The sequence below is a fragment of the Nostoc sp. DedQUE09 genome (assembly GCF_034530915.1).
Classification (GTDB): Bacteria; Cyanobacteriota; Cyanobacteriia; order Cyanobacteriales; family Nostocaceae; genus Nostoc.
Window position 1 is genome coordinate 1 of the sequence record NZ_JAVRCE010000049.1, and the last position, 19,825, is coordinate 19,825.

Annotated in this window: 15 protein-coding genes and 1 pseudogene; 10 read left to right on the forward strand and 6 right to left on the reverse strand. The window is 42.4% G+C overall.

Annotated elements, in window-relative coordinates; translation table 11 throughout:
• Nucleotides 1-264: 264 nt before the first annotated feature.
• Entirely contained in the window at nt 265-2,496 is a 2,232-nt protein-coding gene (psaB, locus tag RMY27_RS25160) for a photosystem I core protein PsaB (RefSeq protein WP_322667604.1), read from the reverse strand.
• Between the two features lie 141 nt (nt 2,497-2,637).
• Nucleotides 2,638-4,896 (reverse strand): photosystem I core protein PsaA, encoded by a 2,259-nt coding sequence (psaA, locus tag RMY27_RS25165; RefSeq protein ID WP_322667605.1) that lies wholly within the window; start codon nt 4,894-4,896, stop codon nt 2,638-2,640.
• Between the two features lie 543 nt (nt 4,897-5,439).
• Between psaA and RMY27_RS25170 the strand changes: the two genes are divergently transcribed.
• Entirely contained in the window at nt 5,440-7,074 is a 1,635-nt protein-coding gene (locus tag RMY27_RS25170; protein ID WP_322667638.1) for a hypothetical protein, read from the forward strand.
• Between the two features lie 177 nt (nt 7,075-7,251).
• The gene (locus tag RMY27_RS25175) at nt 7,252-9,069 is read left to right on the forward strand and encodes an ATP-binding protein (RefSeq protein WP_322667606.1); all 1,818 of its coding nucleotides are present in this window, start codon (nt 7,252-7,254) and stop codon (nt 9,067-9,069) included.
• Here RMY27_RS25175 and glsA read toward each other — a convergent pair.
• Nucleotides 9,034-9,948, reverse strand: coding sequence for a glutaminase A (gene glsA, locus RMY27_RS25180; RefSeq protein ID WP_322667607.1), 915 nt, complete (start codon nt 9,946-9,948; stop codon nt 9,034-9,036). The genes RMY27_RS25175 and glsA overlap by 36 nt on opposite strands.
• Nucleotides 9,949-10,356: 408 nt before the next feature.
• Here glsA and RMY27_RS25185 point away from each other — a divergent pair, with 408 nt between their 5' ends.
• The 6 genes and pseudogenes from RMY27_RS25185 to RMY27_RS25210 all read left to right on the forward strand — a co-directional run bounded on the left by RMY27_RS25185 (nt 10,357) and on the right by RMY27_RS25210 (nt 15,789).
• Nucleotides 10,357-10,809, forward strand: a complete 453-nt coding sequence (locus RMY27_RS25185; protein ID WP_322667608.1) for a hypothetical protein — start codon at nt 10,357-10,359, stop codon at nt 10,807-10,809.
• A gap of 350 nt (nt 10,810-11,159) precedes the next feature.
• Nucleotides 11,160-12,674, forward strand: coding sequence for a thioredoxin-like domain-containing protein (locus RMY27_RS25190; RefSeq protein WP_322667609.1), 1,515 nt, complete (start codon nt 11,160-11,162; stop codon nt 12,672-12,674).
• 282 nt (nt 12,675-12,956) lie between these two features.
• Nucleotides 12,957-13,379, forward strand: a complete 423-nt coding sequence (locus RMY27_RS25195) for a KGK domain-containing protein (protein WP_322667610.1) — start codon at nt 12,957-12,959, stop codon at nt 13,377-13,379.
• Between the two features lie 182 nt (nt 13,380-13,561).
• Nucleotides 13,562-14,131 (forward strand): annotated as a pseudogene (locus RMY27_RS25200) (HAD family hydrolase); the annotation flags it as partial.
• 120 nt (nt 14,132-14,251) lie between these two features.
• Complete coding sequence (locus tag RMY27_RS25205) at nt 14,252-14,602, forward strand: DUF952 domain-containing protein (RefSeq protein WP_322667639.1); 351 nt, start codon at nt 14,252-14,254, stop codon at nt 14,600-14,602.
• Between the two features lie 269 nt (nt 14,603-14,871).
• The gene (locus RMY27_RS25210) at nt 14,872-15,789 is read left to right on the forward strand and encodes an RluA family pseudouridine synthase (protein WP_322667640.1); all 918 of its coding nucleotides are present in this window, start codon (nt 14,872-14,874) and stop codon (nt 15,787-15,789) included.
• A 267-nt stretch (nt 15,790-16,056) separates the two neighbouring features.
• Here the strand turns inward: RMY27_RS25210 and RMY27_RS25215 are convergent, their stop codons facing one another.
• The 3 genes from RMY27_RS25215 to RMY27_RS25225 form a co-directional block, all read right to left on the reverse strand.
• A complete protein-coding gene (locus tag RMY27_RS25215) occupies nt 16,057-16,824 on the reverse strand; it encodes a phycobilisome rod-core linker polypeptide (RefSeq protein ID WP_322667611.1) in 768 nt (255 codons plus the stop codon).
• Between the two features lie 484 nt (nt 16,825-17,308).
• Nucleotides 17,309-17,857, reverse strand: a complete 549-nt coding sequence (locus RMY27_RS25220) for a hypothetical protein (RefSeq protein WP_322667612.1) — start codon at nt 17,855-17,857, stop codon at nt 17,309-17,311.
• A complete protein-coding gene (locus RMY27_RS25225) occupies nt 17,854-18,462 on the reverse strand; it encodes a phycobiliprotein lyase (protein WP_416211633.1) in 609 nt (202 codons plus the stop codon). The genes RMY27_RS25220 and RMY27_RS25225 overlap by 4 nt, the downstream gene beginning before the upstream one ends.
• Before the next feature lie 303 nt (nt 18,463-18,765).
• Between RMY27_RS25225 and RMY27_RS25230 the strand changes: the two genes are divergently transcribed.
• Nucleotides 18,766-18,936: an NblA/ycf18 family protein gene (locus RMY27_RS25230; protein ID WP_242060871.1), complete on the forward strand. Its 171-nt coding sequence runs from the start codon at nt 18,766-18,768 to the stop codon at nt 18,934-18,936.
• A gap of 277 nt (nt 18,937-19,213) precedes the next feature.
• On the forward strand, nt 19,214-19,771 hold the full coding sequence (locus tag RMY27_RS25235; protein WP_322667613.1) for a bleomycin hydrolase: 558 nt from the start codon (nt 19,214-19,216) through the stop codon (nt 19,769-19,771).
• Nucleotides 19,772-19,825: the final 54 nt, after the last annotated feature.

A 19,825-nucleotide genomic window follows, 5' to 3' on the forward strand; every position in this document is an offset into this window, starting at 1 on the left:
TTTGACTGATACGCTTGTAAATTAAGGACTTTTAGGGAATGAAACAGCCCTGCTTCCCCCAAGGGGGAAGGGGTTAGGGGATAAGGGTGTGAGGGATTTGCAAAACGCCTGTCTGATATAGTTTTCGGCTTAAGTTGACACCAATGGCATCTTGCCCGCCCCTTTCTCTATTTTTCCCACCCAAAACCCAAAAAAATCCCCCACCTTGCGGCAGGGGATTTTTATTACTTACCTACAAAACTAGCAGCGGAACTAGCAGCGGAATTAACCGAACTTACCAGCAGTAGAAGCAATCAAGAATGCGGCGTAAGTTACGATGTAGCCGACAGTGAAGTGAGCTAGACCAACTACACGACCTTGAACGATAGACAGAGCCACGGGCTTGTCTTTCCAGCGAACTAAGTTAGCTAGAGGAGTACGTTCGTGTGCCCAAACTAGGGTTTCAATCAACTCTTGCCAGTAACCTCTCCAGGAGATTAAGAACATGAAGCCAGTAGCCCAAACTAGGTGTCCAAACAGGAACATCCAAGCCCAGACAGACAGGTTATTCACGCCGTAAGGGTTGTAACCGTTAATCAACTGAGCAGAGTTAGCCCAGAGGTAATCGCGGAACCAGCCCATGAGATATGTAGAGTTCTCATTGAACTGAGCTACGTTGCCTTGCCAAATACCTAGATGCTTCCAATGCCAGTAGAACGTAACCCAACCAAGGGTATTGAGCATCCAGAACGCAGCAAGGTAGAAGGAATCCCAACCTGAGATGTCGCAAGTACCGCCACGACCTGGGCCGTCACAAGGGAAGGCATAACCGAAGTCCTTTTTATCGGGCATCAGCTTAGAACCACGGGCATCCAAAGCACCTTTGACCAAGATCAAGGTGGTGGTGTGCAGACCTAAAGCGATCGCATGGTGTACCAAGAAGTCGCCAGGGCCAATTGTCAAGAACAGGGAGTTAGTACCAGCATTGATGGCATCTAACCAGCCTGGCAACCAAACGTTAGCGTAGTTGGGCCATGCTGTGTAAGCAATACTATCTGGGTTAGATAACAAGGCATCTAAACCGTAGAGTACTTTACCGTTAGCAGCTTGGACGAACTGGGCAAACACTGGCTCAATCAGGATTTGCTTTTCAGGAGTACCGAAAGCAACCACTACATCGTTGTGGACGTACAAGCTGAGGGTGTGGAAGCCTAAGAAAAGGGATACCCAGCTAAGGTGGGAGATAATCGCTTCTTTGTGCTTCAACACGCGCTCAAGGACGTTGCCCTTGTTTTGTTCTGGATCGTAATCACGCACCCAGAATATAGCTCCGTGAGCAAAAGCACCAAGTATCAGGAAACCAGCAATGTATTGATGGTGCGTGTACAGCGCTGCCTGAGTTGTGTAGTCCTTAGCAATAAATGCATAAGGAGGCATGGCGTACATGTGCTGTGCCACCAAAGAGGTGATGGTTCCTAGAGCAGCTAGGTGAATACCCAACTGGAAGTGCAGTGAATTGTTATAGGTGTCGTACAATCCTTGGTGAGGTAGGTTGAACTGACCTTCACTTTTGCTACCAGGTACTAAACCGGATTTGGAGTTCAGCATTTCTTTGATGCTGTGACCAATTCCGAAGTTAGTCCGGTACTGGTGTCCGGCAACTATAAAGATAACTGCGATCGCCAAGTGGTGATGAGCTATATCAGTCAGCCACAAAGCTTCTGTCTGGGGATGAAAACCACCCAAGAAAGTCAGAATTGCAGTACCTGCACCTTGAGATGTGCTGAATATATGCCCAGGAGTGTCAGGGTTTTGAGCGTAAACGCCCCAGTTACCGGTGAAGAAAGGTGTCAAACCTGCTGGGTGGGGTGGTGTGTTGAGGAAGTTATCCCAACCTACGTGCTGTCCGCGAGCTTCGGGGATAGCAACGTGAATTAAGTGACCAGCCCAAGCCAAAGAACTAACACCAAACAAACCTGCTAAATGGTGGTTTAGGCGATGTTCAGCGCTCTTAAACCATGCCAAGCTAGGACGGTACTTGGGTTGCAAGTGCAGCCAACCAGCAAACAACAGTACAGCTGCTAACAGCAATAGGAATACTGAACCGTTGTATAGTTCGCTGTTCGTCCGCATCCCGATGGTATACCACCAGTGGTAGATACCAGAATAGGTAATGTTTACGGGATTACTAGCGCCAGCTTGGGTAAAAGCTTCGATCGCTGGTTTACCAAAGTGGGGGTCCCAAATCGCATGAGCGATGGGACGGATGTGAAGGGGATCTTTAATCCACTGTTCAAAGTTACCTTGCCAGGCCACGTGGAACAGGAGGCTGGATGCCCACAGGAAGATGATTGCCAAGTGACCGAAGTGAGTAGCGAAAATCTTTTGGTAAAGATTTTCCTCTGTTATGCCATCATGGGTTTCAAAATCGTTGCCTGTAGCGATCGCATACCATATCCGACGAGTCGTCGGGTCCTGTGCGAGATCCTGGCTAAATTTCGGAAATTTTGTCGCCATAGGTTTAATAAATCCTCTGACCTTTAGCCATCAAATACCAGCGTCTAGAGTCCTGAGTTTTGAGTTTTGAGTACTGAGTTTGGAGTATTTTTTCAACACTCAGCACTCAGCACTCATCACTCAGCACTCAATAACTGATTGCTACCCTACTGAAAGGATGTGTGCATGGAAGAACGCCCAAGTTGTGGCAATTCCTCCTAAGAGGTAGTGAGCTACCCCTACAGCCCGACCCTGAATAATACTCAAAGCGCGAGGCTGAATTGCTGGTGCTACCTTCAGTTTGTTATGCGCCCAAACAATGGACTCAATTAGTTCTTGCCAGTAGCCGCGACCACTGAACAGGAACATCAAGCTGAATGCCCAAACAAAGTGAGCGCCTAAGAACATGAGTCCATAAGCAGATAGCGCACTGCCATAGGAATTGATGACTTGCGTAGCTTGCGCCCACAAGAAGTCTCGCAACCAACCGTTGATGGTGATGGCGCTTTGGGCAAAGTTACCACCAGTGATATGAGTCACAGCCCCATCTGCATCTACGGTTCCCCAGACATCTGATTGCATCTTCCAGCTGAAGTGGAAAATTGCAATGGATATTGTGTTGTACATCCAGAAAAGTCCGAGGAACACATGGTCCCAACCAGACACTTGACAGGTACCACCACGACCAGGACCATCGCAGGGGAAGCGGAAGCCCAGGTTTGCTTTGTCTGGAATCAGACGAGAGCTACGGGCAAACAGTACACCTTTGAGCAGAATTAGGACAGTAACGTGGATTTGGAATGCGTGAATATGGTGGATTAAGAAGTCCGCCGTACCCAAAGCAATGGGCATCATCGCAACTTTACCGCCTACAGCCAAAATCCCACCGCCGAAAGCATAGCTAACGGGTTCTAGCGCATTGGGAGCAGTGCCACCAGGAGCTAGGGTGTGGATATTTTGTACCCACTGGGCAAAAACTGGCTGCAACTGAATTGCATTATCAGAGAACATGTCTTGGGGACGCCCCAAAGCACGCATTGTATCGTTGTGGATGTAAAGCCCAAAGCTATGGAAGCCGAGGAAGATACACACCCAGTTAAGGTGAGAAATAATCGCATCACGGTGACGAAGCACCCGATCCAGCAAGTTGTTTTGATTCACAACTGGATCGTAATCCCGCACCATGAAGATGGCAGCGTGAGCCGCACCGCCGACTATAAGGAATGCACCAATCCACATGTGGTGGGTGAAAATGCACAACTGTGTAGCATAATCAGTTGCCAAATATGGATAGGGGGGCATCGCGTACATGTGATGCGCGATGATGATGGTCAGCGAACCCAAGAAGGCCAGGTTAGTAGCCAACTGAGCGTGCCAGGATGAGGTCAGGTTTTCGTAGAGACCTTTGTGACCTTCACCGGTGAAAGGACCTTTGTGGTTTTCCAGGATCTCTTTAATGCTGTGACCAATACCCCAGTTGGTACGGTACTGATGTCCAGCAACGATAAAGAGAACTGCGATCGCTAAGTGGTGATGAGAAATATCAGTCAACCACAAGCCGCCTGTAACCGGGTTCAGACCGCCCTTGAAGGTAAGGAAGTCAGCATACTGACCCCAGTTCAAGGTGAAGAAAGGTGCTAAACCAGCTGCAAAGCCAGGGTACAGTTCGGTCAACAAGTCTTTGTTCAAGATGAACTCGTGGGGCAGGGGTATGTCTTTGAGAGCAACGCCTGCATCCAAAAGCTTGTTGGTCGGTGCGGACACGTGGATTAAGTGACCTGCCCATCCCAAGGAACCACAACCTAGCAGTACTTGCAAGTGGTGATTCAGCATCGATTCCACATTCTGGAACCATTCCAGTTTGGGAGCGCGTTTGTGGTAATGGAACCAGCCTGCAAATAAGAATAAGCCTGCTAATACCAATCCACCGATCGCAGTCACGTAAAGCTGGAAGGAGTTTGTGATACCCCAGCCACGCCATACTTGGAACAAACCGGAGGTGATTTGAATACCGTGGAAACCACCGCCAACATCACCGTTTAAAATGTCTTGTCCCACAATGGGCCAAACTACTTGAGCACTGGGTCTAACGTTCAACGGGTCGCTTAACCAAGCTTCGTAGTTAGAAAACTTTGCGCCGTGGAAAATCATCCCGCTCAACCAGATGGTCACTACAGCCAAGTGGCCGAAGTGGGCTGAGAATATCTTGCGGGAGATGTCTTCTAAATCGCTTGTATGTGTATCAAAATCATGGGCGAGTGCGTGCAGGTTCCAAATCCATGTGGTGGTTTTGGGACCTCTGGCTAAGGTTCTGTCAAAGTGTCCAGGTTGCGCCCATCTTTCGAATGAGGTTGGAACTGGGTCATTGTCGACGATTACTCTTGCCTTTTTTTCCTCTCGCTCCGGAGGACTTATTGTCATTCGACCTCCTCTCTTGATAAGGAATGAGGAATCATGAATACCACAAAGTTAACCATTACCGCAAATTCCATTTTGCTGAAGCCGCGATGAAGACCTATGTGGATTGTTGTTTCTCGTTGAATTATAAAGTCTTCACTTGTACATTGTTGGAGATATTTTAACAATAATTCAAACTTGCTCAAATATTGCTGAAATTCATGCCTTAACTGGCTTTTAACTCCAAACTTTTTGTGCAAAAGTCAATAGTTTAGCTATTTAATTTACAAACAATAACAATTCGTAAAATTTATGGTGTGACTGGGTGTGACTGTATGTAGCCGATGTCCCAGCTTTTACTGCGATTACTCATGAATATTTATGTCATATTTCAATTTTTGCAAGTAAAACGCTGTAAGGAATATGACTTATTTTAAAATTTTATGAGATACAAAGGAAAACTTATAGGATGTGAGGCAGATTTCACCTTTTGGGCTATAGTTCCAGATGGACAGTTTGAGCCAAAATAATCTGTCAATTGTCGAAGACTATCACTGGGTGCAACGCATGAACTCGTGGCAGAAAAGGGTGTTAGAAAAGCTCCTCCCTCAGAGGTTCCCGATTCTCAGGTGGGTAATGATATTGGTGCTGGTATTAAGCTTGACCAGTTGCGGCGAGAAAGCCGACAGCCAAGAAGTATCTACTGGCTATAGAGAAAACTCCCCACAGATTTCTCAAATTTCAAAGCAATTTTCGGAAGTTTCCCCTCCATCTGTTATTCAAGAACTGCGTCCAATTTTGGAAGTCTATCAGCCACAAGTGACAATTCTTACTCCAAGATTTGATGAAGTTCTTCAAGACAACAAAGTTACAGCCAGTTTTCAGGTTAAGGATCTACCAATATTTAAAGACCCACAATTACAACTAGGGCCACATTTACACGTAATTCTGGATAATCAACCTTATATACCTGTTTACGACCTGAATCAGCCCTTAGTTTTGCCAGACTTATCTCCAGGTAGTCATACCCTGCGTGTATTTGCCTCTCGTCCTTGGCATGAAAGCTTTAAGAATGAAGGCGCTTATACCCAAACAACATTTCACGTCTTCACCAAAACCGACGACAACACCCCAGATTCTAAATTACCTCTGCTAACTTACAGCCGTCCTCAAAGTAGCTACGGGGCAGAACCAATCTTACTGGACTTTTACCTCACTAACGCTCCTCTGCACCTTGTTGGTAAGGAAAACCCCAATGACGAGTTCAGTGATTGGCGCATCCGCTCCACTATTAATGGTGAAAGCTTTATTTTTGATCGCTGGCAAGCAGTTTACCTTAAAGGCTTCCGTCCAGGGAAAAACTGGGTAAAGCTAGAATTTCTCGATAACCAGGGAAATCCTGTAAAAAATGCTTTCAATACCACAGTTAGATTGATTGACTATCAGCTAAATGGTAGGGACACTCTGTCGAGAATCGTCAGAGGAGAACTGACAGCAGATGATGTACGCGGTATTGTAGACCCGAATTATAAACTTGCACCTAAACCCACACCTACACCGCCCGTTGAAAAAACACCCCAAACACAACCGAAAGTAGAAAAACAGCCTATTCCTGAAACTGAAATTCCAGAACAATCCAAAACACAGCCAGAAAAACCAAACTTAGAAGTTCCAACGGCTGCACCATCTCCCAGCTTGTCCCCAACGTCACCAGAACCACAGCCAGAGGTAACACCAACTCCTGAATCAACGCCGTTACCCGAAAAAGTAACGCCTCAGCCAACAAAACCTAAATTTGGTGGATTTTTTAACCGTAGGGCTGGTAAAGTTCCTACACCAGAAGCACCTGTTGCACCATCTCCTAGTTTGCCACCGACACTGCCAGAGATTATTGAGTCTCCAGCACCAGAAATTATTACGCCAACACCAGAACCACAGCCAGAGGTAACGCCAACTCCTGAATCAACGCCGTTATCCGAAAAAGTAACACCTCAGCCAACAAAATCTAGATTTGGTGGATTTTTTAACCGTCGAACGGCTAAGACACCTACTCCCCAAGTAACAGTTACCCCATCTCCTAGTTTGCCATCCACGCTGCCAGAGATTATTGAGTCTCCAGCACCAGAAATTATTACACCAACCCTAAAACCACAGCCAGAGGTAACGCCAACACCTCCGTCTGCTGAATTACCCGAAAAATAAGTGCAACAGCCATAAAAAAGAAGACTAGTAGAGGCAGCAGAGAAGTTAAATAAATCACTTTTCTTCTGCGTTATCGGACTCAGCAATATGCGTTAGAAAATTTCAAAATTTTGCTTTTACTGAATAACTGGGGAACTCTAAGTAAGCATTGACTCTTATTGCTTACTTAAGATTAATATGGCTTTCCAAACTCCAGATTCAGATTTTCCATCAGTTTGCGGTGATATCGCCTTCGTAAAATCGAACCAAAAGGGATGGTTCTCAAAAATTACCAATGGTCTGAGTATTGGCAACAAAATTAAATTTGGCTACAGTCTGGCTGTGGGTGTGGGAATTGTCGGAACCACAATTGGGTTAGTTTTAGGGGATCGCTATCACCAAGAGGCGTTGCAGCAGCAACAAAATGCTTTTAAGGAACTCAATTTGCTCTATCGCCTCCAGACAAGTGTCCTGCAAACCCGGACGCACCAGCAGCAGCTCATTCCCTTAGTGGGAAATCTAGAGCTTTACAAAGAGGAATATGCCCACATTACTAATACACATGCACCTGAGATTAAGCAGATTTGGTTGGAACTCCAAACATATATAAAAACTGTCGGTTATGCAAACCAAAAGCACACTGAGAATATTCCCCTGCTTCTAAAAACTTATGAAGTTATAACACACACTTATGTCCAGCAACTTGAGGAAGTATCTCAACAACTTGATTTATCTCCTCTAACTGAGAATAAAATTGCGATCGCACAACAAAGACTGTTGAAGTTTACTAATAGTGAGTTAGCAATTGAGTTTGATGGTATCTCCGATGAACTAGTTACTGTGATCAATGCTTCTTATCAAGAATTACAAGCAGCAACGATGACGTTCAAGACAGTAGCACAAATACGGATTCAAATTATTGTTGCTAGCATTCTGTTGTCAGCAGTAATTGCTACTCTTTTAGCTTTTTTGACGAGTCGAACTATTACCCATCCTGTCGAAGTGTTGACAAATGTCGCGCAGCGAGTCACTAAAGAATCTAACTTTGATCTGCAAGCACCCGTCATAACTACAGATGAAATTGGCATACTTGCTACTGCATTTAACCAAGTTTTGCACAGGGTTAAATGCTTACTGGAAGAAGAGCAAGCAGCCGCCTTTCGTCAGCAGCAAATGCAAGAAGCGCAATTGCTTCAAAGTGAGAAAATGTCTAGTTTAGGACGAATGGTAGCTGGCATTGCCCACGAAATTAATAATCCGGTAAATTTTATCTATGGCAATTTAGATCATGCTATTCAGCATGTAGAAGATTTATTAGCATTGTTACAAACCTATCGCCAAGAAATACCTAGTCCACCTCTAGCGGTACAAGACCACGCTACCGAAATTGATGCAGAATTTGTGGAAGAAGATTTACCTAAAGTTTTGCAGTCGATGAAGTTCGGCGCTGATCGCGTCCTGCAAATTGTCCTGAGTTTGAAAAACTTCTCTCGTCTAGATGAAGCAGAAGCCCATGCAGTTAATTTGCATGAATGTATTGATAGTACGTTACTCATCCTGAATAACCGGATTAAAAAAGGTGTTACGGTTGAGCGCTGCTACGGTGATATTCCTAACATTGAAGGTTTTTCTAGCTCGCTTTACCAGGTGTTTATGAACATTATCAACAATGCACTTGATGCTTTGGACGAACAGCACAATACTCAAGACAACCCACAAATTATGATCGCTACCGAACTTCAAGAAAAAAACTGGGTAGTTATCCGTATTGCTGATAACGGTTCTGGTATTGCCCCTGATACTCAAGAGAAAATTTTTGAGATGTTCTTTACCACCAAGCCAACAGGCGTTGGCACTGGGATGGGACTTTCGATTAGTCATCAGATTGTTGTGGAAAAACATGGAGGACAACTAATCTGTAAATCTGAGGTGGGTAGTGGTACGGAATTTATCATTTCTCTGCCCATTCAAAAGCAGGATTTAGCCAAAAATGCTCAACTGCAACTGTTGTGCTAAAGCCTCAATGAAGACAAGCCCTGCTACCGGATTTCCTACTCGATCCAAAGCTGGACTATAACAAGCGATCGCTCCCTCTCCTGGTACTATTGCTACAAGTCCACCACCAATCCCTGATTTCATCGGTAAACCAATTCTGACTGCAAACTCGGCAGAAACTTCGTATAGTCCACAAGTTGACATTACAGCATTTACAATCCGGCGGTTTTGTGAGGATAAATAGCTATTTTCACAAGCTAGGAGTTTTCCTAACAGGGCTAAATCTTCAACTCGCCCAGATAAACAGCATATTTGTTCATAAGTATCAAGTGCTGTTTCAATATTTTTTATATAACCGGCTTGGGCGAGATAATTAGCGATCGCTTCATTAGCTGTTGAACGGGTTAGTCGCACTGAAGCCAGCATTTCCTCATCAACACTTAGTTGGCAACCTGCTAATTGGTTAAGCCATTGACACAATAAGAGAGTGCGATGATTAGCGTCCTTTCCTGGTAACTTCTCAGACAAAGTAATTGCCCCACTATTAATCATCGGGTTACGGGGATGACCGCGATCGCTAATTAATTGTTCTAAAGAATTGAAGGGTGCATCTGATGGTTCAACCCCAACCCAACCGAAAACCTTTTCTGCTCCTAGATGTTCTAGCAGATAAAGTAGAGAAAATGTCTTAATCACGCTCATTAGCGGGAAAATAGAAGCTGTATCCCCAAAGCTGATGGTTTTCCCCGATTCACAGCAGATATGAACTGCAAACCAAGCAGAATTAGCTTTAGCTAATAGCGGAATGCGATCGGCAACTTGTCCTCGTTCAGCTTGGGTTTTGGCTAGTTGCACCCAGGCTAATAACTTCGTAGTAGTTAGTTTGTTAAGTCTTTTCAAATTGTAAACTTTTTAACAGTTTATTTATTAAATAGCAATTAACAGTATAGTTCGATGTTAGTATAATTTGGTGTTAATCAAAGCTGACTTTACTCCTAAGTGGTTACGCAAAATTAAATTATTTATGTCATTGTCAGCGAAATGAAATGTAGGGTTCGCGGTAGCTCTCTGATAGAGAAAGAATTCTAAACTGCAAGCGAATTGCTTCGTTTTGCTTGGCTTTATTTACAATGACAAATTGTATATAGTGTTTCCTGAGCAACTGAGGTACACCTAAATCTTTTCTAGCAAAATAAGCAGCTTTAAAAACGTACCTCACCAGGTCGAAAACCTTTATATTTAATTTTGCACTACTTATCAAACCTCAGCACTGTCTATAAAAAACAGAACTTTATTGGAGGTAGGTTTGTGAAATTATCTAAACTCTCAAAAATTCTAGGTTTAACAACAGCATTTGCAATTTCATCACAAGCTACATTGCTTATTCAACAAAACAAGGCTCTAGCGGGTGCTGGTACATCTATCCTTTATGCAGGTGAATACTTATTCGCCAATCAAAATCAATACTTGATTTCAGGGAATGGGCGATATAAAGCTATACAGCAATCTGATGGAAACTTTGTTCTTTATGATTACAACACTCCTCTATGGGCATCGAACACTTACAACGTAGCAGTTTACTACACTATCATGCAAACTGACTGCAATTTAGTCAGTTATAACTATAGTGGAACCCCTGTGTGGGCAAGTAATACAAATGGGCGTGGTTCTAGTTGTCGTCTCCAAGTTCAAGATGATGGAAACTTGGTAATTTATACAGGTTTTAATGTTCCTGTATGGGCAACGAATACCAACAGATAACCTACGTTGCTTAATCCGATCAATATATTGCTGTATCTGGATATTCCGGTACAGTTAATGGTATGCCATTGCAACTTTTTGATTGTGAAATATCTATATTTAGCATAAGCGATATCAGATCAGAGGTAGCCGTGGCAACCAAGTTTTTAATGGATTAAGGGCTGGGGGAATCATAACTAAATTACCTGAACATGATATTAATTACAAATTACAAATTAGTATGAATCTATCCCACTAAGTAATATTTGTGCTAAAAAGCTTAAACTTATTGAAAACCGAAAACGAAAAATCAAGGTTTTTAAGCACATTTACAAAAAAAAGAGGGATTTTTAAAATAGTGGGATAGGTTCATGATTCCTCGTGTCAGAGCGCCAGAATTACCGCCAAATTACTCTTGGCTCAACACAGATAAACCTTTGTCTCTCAAACAACTCAAAGGTAGAGCCATAATTTTAGACTTTTGGACATACTGCTGTATCAATTGTCTGCATATTCTGCCATATCTAAAATATTTAGAACACAAATATAAAGATAGCCTTACCATTATCGGCGTTCACTCCGCCAAATTTGACAACGAAAAAGAAACAGAAAACATCCGCCAAGCTATTCTGCGCTATGACATTGAACATCCTGTTGTAGTTGACAGCGGTTTTCGGATTTGGGAAGAGTATGCTGTGCGTGCTTGGCCTACGTTAATAATTATTGATCCAGAAGGTTACGTGATCGGCCAGATTTCTGGAGAAGGAAACCGTGATACTTTAGACGAGTTGATTCAAAAATTAATTCAGCAGCACCAAGACAAAGGCACAATTAATTTTCAAGAAATCAGCTTGACTTTAGAAAAACAGCGTCAACCATTAATCACACCCTTAGCTTTTCCTGGTAAAGTTTTAGCTACTCAAGCAGGTTTGTTTATCGCTGACTCTGGACATCACCGCCTGGTTATAAGTAGCTTTGATGGAGAAATTTTACAGTTAATTGGGACTGGAAAATCTGGCTTAACTGATGGTGCTTTTAACGAAGCGCAATTTTTTGCACCGCAAGGAATGGCTTATGATGCCGAAAATCACATTCTTTACGTTGCTGATACAGAAAATCATGCGCTGCGGCGAGTTGATTTCAAGCGCCAAGTAGTTGAAACTATTGCGGGAACTGGTGAACAAAGTCGTAATATCCATCCTCATGGCGGTGCTGGTTTAGAAACCGCGCTAAATTCCCCTTGGGATTTAGTGAAAGTGGGAAATACCTTGTTTATTGCAATGGCTGGGCCGCATCAAATTTGGCAAATGGATTTAGAAACTGGCATCATCAAAACTTATGCTGGTACTGGTGCAGAAGCGTGTATTGATGGTTCACTTACTGAATCTGCTTTTGCTCAACCTAGTGGTATTACTAATAATGGGCAAGAATTATATATTGCTGACAGTGAAGTTAGTTCAATTCGTGGTGTTGGGATTGCCGAACCGTATCAAGTAAGAACTGTTTGTGGTAGTGGTGGTTTATTTGGTTTTGGTGATGTAGATGGACAAGGTGAAGATGTCCGTTTACAACACTGTTTAGGAGTTGAATTTGCTCAGAATTTTTTGTGGGTGGCAGATACTTATAACCATAAAATTAAATTAGTTAGCCTCAGTGGAAATTGTCAAACAGTTTTGGGAGATGGTTCTGCTGGTTTACAAAATGGCCAGGGTAAGAACACTCGGTTTTTTGAACCTTCGGGATTGAGTGCTTGGAGTTCACATTTATATATTGCTGATACTAATAACCATGCTATTCGTTGCGTAGATTTGGATACTTTTGAGGTGACAACACTGCAATTTCCTAGTTTGTGTGCGCCAGATGTTTGTATTCCACCTAATTTATAGAACGATAACCTTACGCAAAAGCGTAAAATAAAGCTCCGTGTCTGGGCATAATTTTGCAAACATCCAGAGTCTCTGATCGCCAAATTATTGAATAATTCTGGGAGCTTTTTGTTCGCAATTTATTTAGGAATATTGTTGCGCATCGCTTAATGATGTTCAGATTATTTTTTACACTAGCTTGGGTATTTTCACTAACTTGATGTAAGCAAAATTGTAGAATAAGCTGGGAGTGAGCTTAAATTATCAAGCTATTATTGTCCACTCTGAATTGACTACATTGATATGAATAATAAATTCATTACTCTAGACTGTGACGATGATGTTGTACTTTTGCAGAAAGACACTTTTAAAGTCAGCAGATTAAAGGAATTAGTTCGGGAAGAGATTTGCAGAAAGTGGGAAAGTCATGGTGCTTATGATTACTCTATTCAAAAGGCTAACACTTCAATTTATGAATTTTTTAAGAAAATATCTGTAAGTCAACAGAAACTCAAAATAGATGAAATTAGATTTAATTTGATTGTAGATTGTCAGATCCTTAAAATTAGCGGTAAAGGCTGGCATAAAGGAAAATTGAAAATTCAAATAGAAATATCAAATATCACCACAAATAAATATAAATTGTGTTTTGAATTTTGCCCTGATGAAGCCTCTGAATCAGAATCACCTTTAGATGATATTCGTAAAATGATACAAGCAACATGAATACTATTTTTTACATTACTAAACGCGAACAATAGGAATAAGCAAAAATAATTGGAAGCGCTCACATTGATTAACTCGATTCTGACAGACAATTTATAAAGTAAACTTTAAGTAGATTGTGTTACGTATTGAGCATCTGGGTGTGATATTTTAAAAAATAATTTTTTAGAGCGATCGCTTGTATGCAATTAGTCGTTTTTGATATTGATGGTACACTAACAAATACCAACAAAATTGATGAAAATTGTTTTGTACGTGCTTTCGCGCTGGAATTTGGTATTTTTGGTATAAATACAAATTGGACTGAATACGCGTACACCACAGATTCTGGAATTACCCAGCTAATTTTTCTTGAAAAATTAAAACGTCTTCCTTCAAATGAAGAGTTAGTAAGACTTAAAGCACGTTTTGTTAGCCTCCTCCAGGAAGCATTTATTAACAAACAAGATTTATTCAGCGAAATTCCTGGTTCTGCAAATATATTAGCTAAATTACAGCTAGACCCTAATTGGTGTGTTGCGATCGCAACTGGTGGTTGGGGTGAGTCTGCTAAATTAAAACTTCAAAAAGCTAACTTACCAATAGAAGGCATACCGTTGGCTTCAGCTAATGATGCACTTTCACGAGAAGATATTATTAAAACAGCTATTATCAAAGCCAAAAATGTTCATCAAGTTGAAAATTTTCGGAAAATTGTTTTTGTAGGCGATGGTGTTTGGGATGCAAAAGCAGCCTATAAACTGAGTATTGCTTTTATTGGAATAGGTGATACTAAATTAAAAAATGTAGGTGCTACCAAAGTAATTAAAGACTTTACAAATCTAAAAGATTTTCTGAAAATATTACAATCCGCAGTCATCCCGAAATTTTCTATGAACACCATTCTCCATATTACCAAACGCCAACAATGGGAACAAGCAAAAAATCTTGGTACATATCGTGCTGATTCGTTAGACAGTCAAGGTTTTATACATTGTTCAAAATCAACGCAAGTACTCAAGGTTGCAAAGAGATTTTTTGCTCATCAAAAAGAATTGGTACTACTTTTTATTGATTCTGAAAAAGTTCAAGCTGAAATTCGCTATGAACCTGCTGAAATAGGGGAATTATTTCCTCACATTTATGGTGAGTTAAATATTGATGCAGTGTATCAGATAATTGATTTTGAAGCTGGGGAAGATGGTTTATTTGAGTTGCCGCAAGAAGTTATAGATTTAGAATAAGGAACTGCCATCGCTGCGAGAGGCTTCTGTATGAGAGGCTTGTCTGCGACACGCTGCACGAACACCAAGGATGTTGAGGAGGAAAGACGAGAACCCATTTAAAGCATTTCACGCTTTACTTAAAGAACGGGAATTAATCTAGAGCAATTGTGACCGAATTTAATTTACAAATCCAAGAAAATAGCAATGGCTTTGCCAACGCCAAGGGCGAACGCTTGTCAACTCCACTTGAGGATGCTTTACCTAGCTTGCTTCCCCTTAAGAGTACAATACACTGCGTCAACACCAAAGGCGATCGCCTTGACCGTTACCTTTCCCAAGAATTACCAGACTTATCCCGTTCCCGCATCCAACAGTTAATCGAACAGGGTAATGTCCAACTTAACGATCAAGTTTGCACATCTAAGAAGATCAATGTCAAGGTAGGCGATCGCATCACTCTCAAAATACCAGAGGTTCAACCTTTAGAACTGCAAGCAGAAGATATCCCCTTAGATATCCTTTACGAAGACGACCAGTTACTTATTCTTAACAAACCCGCAGGTTTAGTTGTCCATCCTGCGCCCGGCCATCCAGATGGTACTTTGGTAAATGCCCTCCTGGCTCACTGTCCTAATTTACCAGGAATTGGCGGAGTCCAACGTCCAGGAATCGTCCATCGATTGGATAAGGATACTACAGGAGCGATCGCGATCGCTAAAACAGATATTGCCCATCATCATCTACAAGCACAACTCAAAGCAAAAACTGCACGACGAGAATACTTGGGCATAGTTTACGGTGCGCCAAAAACTGAAAGTGGCACTATAGACTTGCCTATTGGTCGCCATCCCCAAGACCGCAAAAAAATGGCTGTTATGCCTGTTGAACAAGGCGGACGAGTCGCCGTCACTCACTGGAAAGTATTAGAACGCCTTGGTAACTTCACCTTAATTCACTTTCAATTAGAAACTGGACGCACCCATCAAATTCGTGTCCACAGCAGCAAAATCGGTCATCCCATTGTCGGCGACCCAGTTTATAGTTCTGGTCATTCAGTGGGAGTAAATTTGCCTGGTCAAGCACTACACGCTTGGCGACTAAAATTGCAGCATCCTATATCTGAGGAGTTGATTGAGGTGACAGCTACTCCTCCCGCCCACTTTACAAAACTTTTAGAGATACTAAAAAGACGAACGGCACTTTAACCTAATCCACCCCTGAAACTACCCAATTTTAAACACCTCAAGCATAACTCCTAACTCAGCACTCAGCACGGGCTAAACGCCCCGCTACCGCTAACAGCACTCAGCACTCCTAACGCCCAATCCCAATTAACAACTAGCGTGCATTAGACATGGGATAGAGTCTGTTTCATTTAGTTATATCTAAATAAAACTCCTACATAACCCAAGACTTATGCACGCTATAAAACGATCAAATGGATGTACTAGCCAGCCACCGACTAAAAATCGTTATTTAATTCCTGACAGTTGGCGATAAGGTACAGACTTTTCGATATCGATGTTGTATGGCGAGATCCGTTGTGGAGCATTGCCAGTTGCATTGATACTTTGTGCCAAAGCCAAGAATAAAGCTGGATCGCCAGCCTTGGGCTTTTGCTCTTGTGGAAGGAATCTGCGTACTTCGACCTGCCAAATGATTTGAGGGAAACCCAATTTGGCACGGTGATAATCTTCGTATCGCGGAGATTTGATGTTGAATGGCAACTCACCCTGAGATTGAGATGGCAGTATCCGACGGCGCTGATAAGGCACTGTGGAGTATCCAAAATTGCTCAGGTACTCTTCAGTGTTGAGTACTTCATCAATAAAGCCTACAATACCCTTTGTAGCGACTACAATTGACCAGGCGATTTTTTCCCGCTCGTTGTATGGATCGCGTCCTAGAACCCGCTGAATTACTTGCTCAACAAAGCGATAATTATTGTTGAGGTCGTAGAAGCTTTTCTTAAAGGTATTGGAAAGCACCAATCCACGAATAAAGTCCCGTACTGTAATTTGTCCATTACGGAGTTGAGACTCTAAATATGTTTCGCGATCGGCAGCAAAGGCATAAAAGAAAATTTGACGATATGCTGCTTCAATCAGATCGCCTAAATCTGACGGAGAAAGTATATTGTCTGTAGTGAAAATCCTGGGTTGTTCATCACCAGGTACTTCGTATCCAGCTACACGCTGATTTTGACTTGAAGGTTCATATTCTAACAGAGGAAGTGGCACTCTAAAGCCTCCATGTTCTTAATTAAAGTTAACAACTTTTAATCACATATTAAGGGAGTAGTTGTATCAGAACTTCAGATTCTGATAAAATTTCACGAAACTTAACTAAGAGGAATTTTAAGTATTCGTAGGATAAATGATTAGTCTGCTGGATTCAACCCATTAGCTAATCAATAAATAGGTAATCAGACTTCCAGCTTAATGACTACGTAAATGACTAAAAAAATTTATTCACATATTTTAGATTAGGAGATTCAGTTTCACCTTTTTGAACTGAAGCAATAATTTTTAACATTTAGCAAAAGAAATTAATGGGGCATTGGGCGTTAGGAGTGCTGAGTGCTGAGTGCTGAGTGCTGAGTTAGGAGTTAGGAGTTAGGAGTTAAGAGTTAAGAGTTTTGTTTATCCCTTTGTCCCCTCATCTCCCTCATCTCCCTCATCTCCCTGCTCCCCTGCTCCCCTGCCTTCTGCTTCCCTCAGCGACTCAACGACGACCTATCCAAAATTCCAGGGGATCTATGGTTGATTTACAGTAAGGCCAGCTACGCAAAGTTGCTTCCATTCCTGCCTCCCAGTAGGGTGGTTCCAATCCCAGTCCTAAGCATAGATGAGATAGAATGTTAGCAAACTGCTCATTGTGACCAAACTCTCCTAGATGGGCATGAGCGTATTCATGGACGACTACACCAAACCAATCTCTAGGTGCAACTCGACCAACATCAACCAGAATAGTAATTGGGTTTGTGAGAATGTTACATAGCCCATCTATGCCGAAGGATTGAGCTATGGGGACTGCAAAAATTTGGATTTGGCGACGCTCTTGGGGATGAAAGCACTGATGACAAACTTCCAGATAGGCGTTGATCTGAGCGTTTACGGCGTTAATATTTTCGCCGATCCAAGTGCAAATGGGAATGCGATCGCGCAGGTTATCAAATACATCCACCATACCCGGTTCTAGGGCGAGTCCCTGTACCAGACGCAGATAATCTTGCCCGCGAGTAAAAGCATCGCTCTGCTTGAGATGGTTCACCAGCCCAAAACTGAATAAAACTGTCTTTTTTCTAGAACATCCGTCTCAAGTTTTTCTGTTACTTCTTCTGAACTGGAAACCTCAACAGAAGTTTCAATGCGTGTTTCTGTACAAAATGATGCCGTGCTGAAGCCGCCAAACCGCTTAACTGTACTGGTTCGCATTCGCATATTTGGGCTGGCGAACCAAAACCGCTCAATGGAACTCATTGTTTCGTATTCGGTTGTCAACACCAGTCCATCTTCATCATCCATGTGAAAAAGACCGACTACAGGCACTATTTCGGCGTAGCCTCTTTCGCGGAGTAATTTGCCTTGCCTTGGATTATCGCTATCAGGCACGATCGCAAATATGGTTTTTCCCTGATGATTCTCCTCGTCCTCTCGATCCCAAGCCATTGTCCCTAGCCAACGCACGCGCGAGCCACCGACTGAAAGGCTGGGGTCAATCTCATGATATCGGCACAGTTCAATGATTTCGGGATGATCGGCATCGAGAGTTTCTACCTGTATATCCGATTCTCCTGTCTCTGAGCGCTTGAACGCCAGATGATGAGTTGCACGTTGCGATCGCCACTTACCAGCACTTAGCTGAAAAAATTCCATTGCGTCTATCAATCTTCTGACTCCTACTTATTGCTCCTGCGGATGATGTTTTACGAGTTCTTTCTTTTTAGAGTAGTTGGTATATAAACATTCTAAACATTACAGCGATTAGCGGCCAGCTTCAATAAACACCCTAAAAAGGGATATGTAGAGGTGTTGTTATGCAATTGTAAACTTTTATGACTCTAATTTCTTATAGCTTGACAATGTAGACATTTTAATATCTAAGTGCTAGACTAATAGAAAGTGATCGTCTTCAACTAACAACAAAATACCTTTCGATGCAGTCAATCACAGGAGTGAATGATGGACTTTCCAGTTGAATTAACTTTAGAACAACAGTTTCGCTTACAAAATTTGAAAGACCAAGTAAAAAATTTGAGTCAACAAGAGGCTCAAGAATTTTTACTAGAAGTTTTACGGCAGATGATGGTGAAAGATAATTTGGTCAAACATCTTCTAAAACAAGCTTGATACAGTAAAAAACAAAATTTTTTCCTTAAGACTTACGCAATGGCAGAGTTCCATGAAAATGCGTAAGTCTTAATTTTTTGCCCAATTTCGGCTAAATTTTGATTTTTTGATTGGGACAGCCAATTATAGGTAAATATTACAGATTATTACTTTGTCTCTCATAGTAAAGACTAGGGTACTATTGATCCCCTATGTTTTTGTTTGGCTACTCGCAGTTAACCTGATCGAGAACACGCCAAAAATAATATCCGCCATTTGTGAATATTAAGGAGAACTCATGGTTCTTGATGCTTTTTCCAGAGCTGTAATTGCGGCTGATGCCAAAACCGCTCCTATCGGTGGTGCTGACTTGGCAGCCCTGAAGTCTTTCATCGCTGAAGGCAACAAGCGCCTTGATGCAGTGAATGCGATCGCCAGCAACGCTAGCTGCGCGGTTTCTGATGCCATTGCTGGAATTGCTTGTGAAAACACAGGTTTGATTCAATCTGGTGGTAACTTGTACCCCACTCGTCGGATGGCTGCTTGTTTGCGTGATGCTGAAATCGTTCTGCGCTATGTAACTTATGCGCTGTTGGCTGGCGATTCTTCCGTATTGGATGATCGTGCTTTGAACGGTTTGAAAGAAACCTACACAGCTTTGGGCGTACCCACTGGCTCTTCTGTACGGGCTTTCCAAATCCTGAAGGCTATCAGTGTCGCTCACATCACCAACACCAACACTGAAGCTAACGCTGGTAAAAAATTCCGCAAACAAGAAGTTGTTCAAGGCGACTGCTCTGCTCTAGCTGCTGAAGCTGCTAGTTACTTCGATCGCGTTATTTCTGCTTTGAGCTAATCGCTCATGGCTAAAGGCTATTAGCCAAGCAAACTGAAATTAAAACTCGATCAA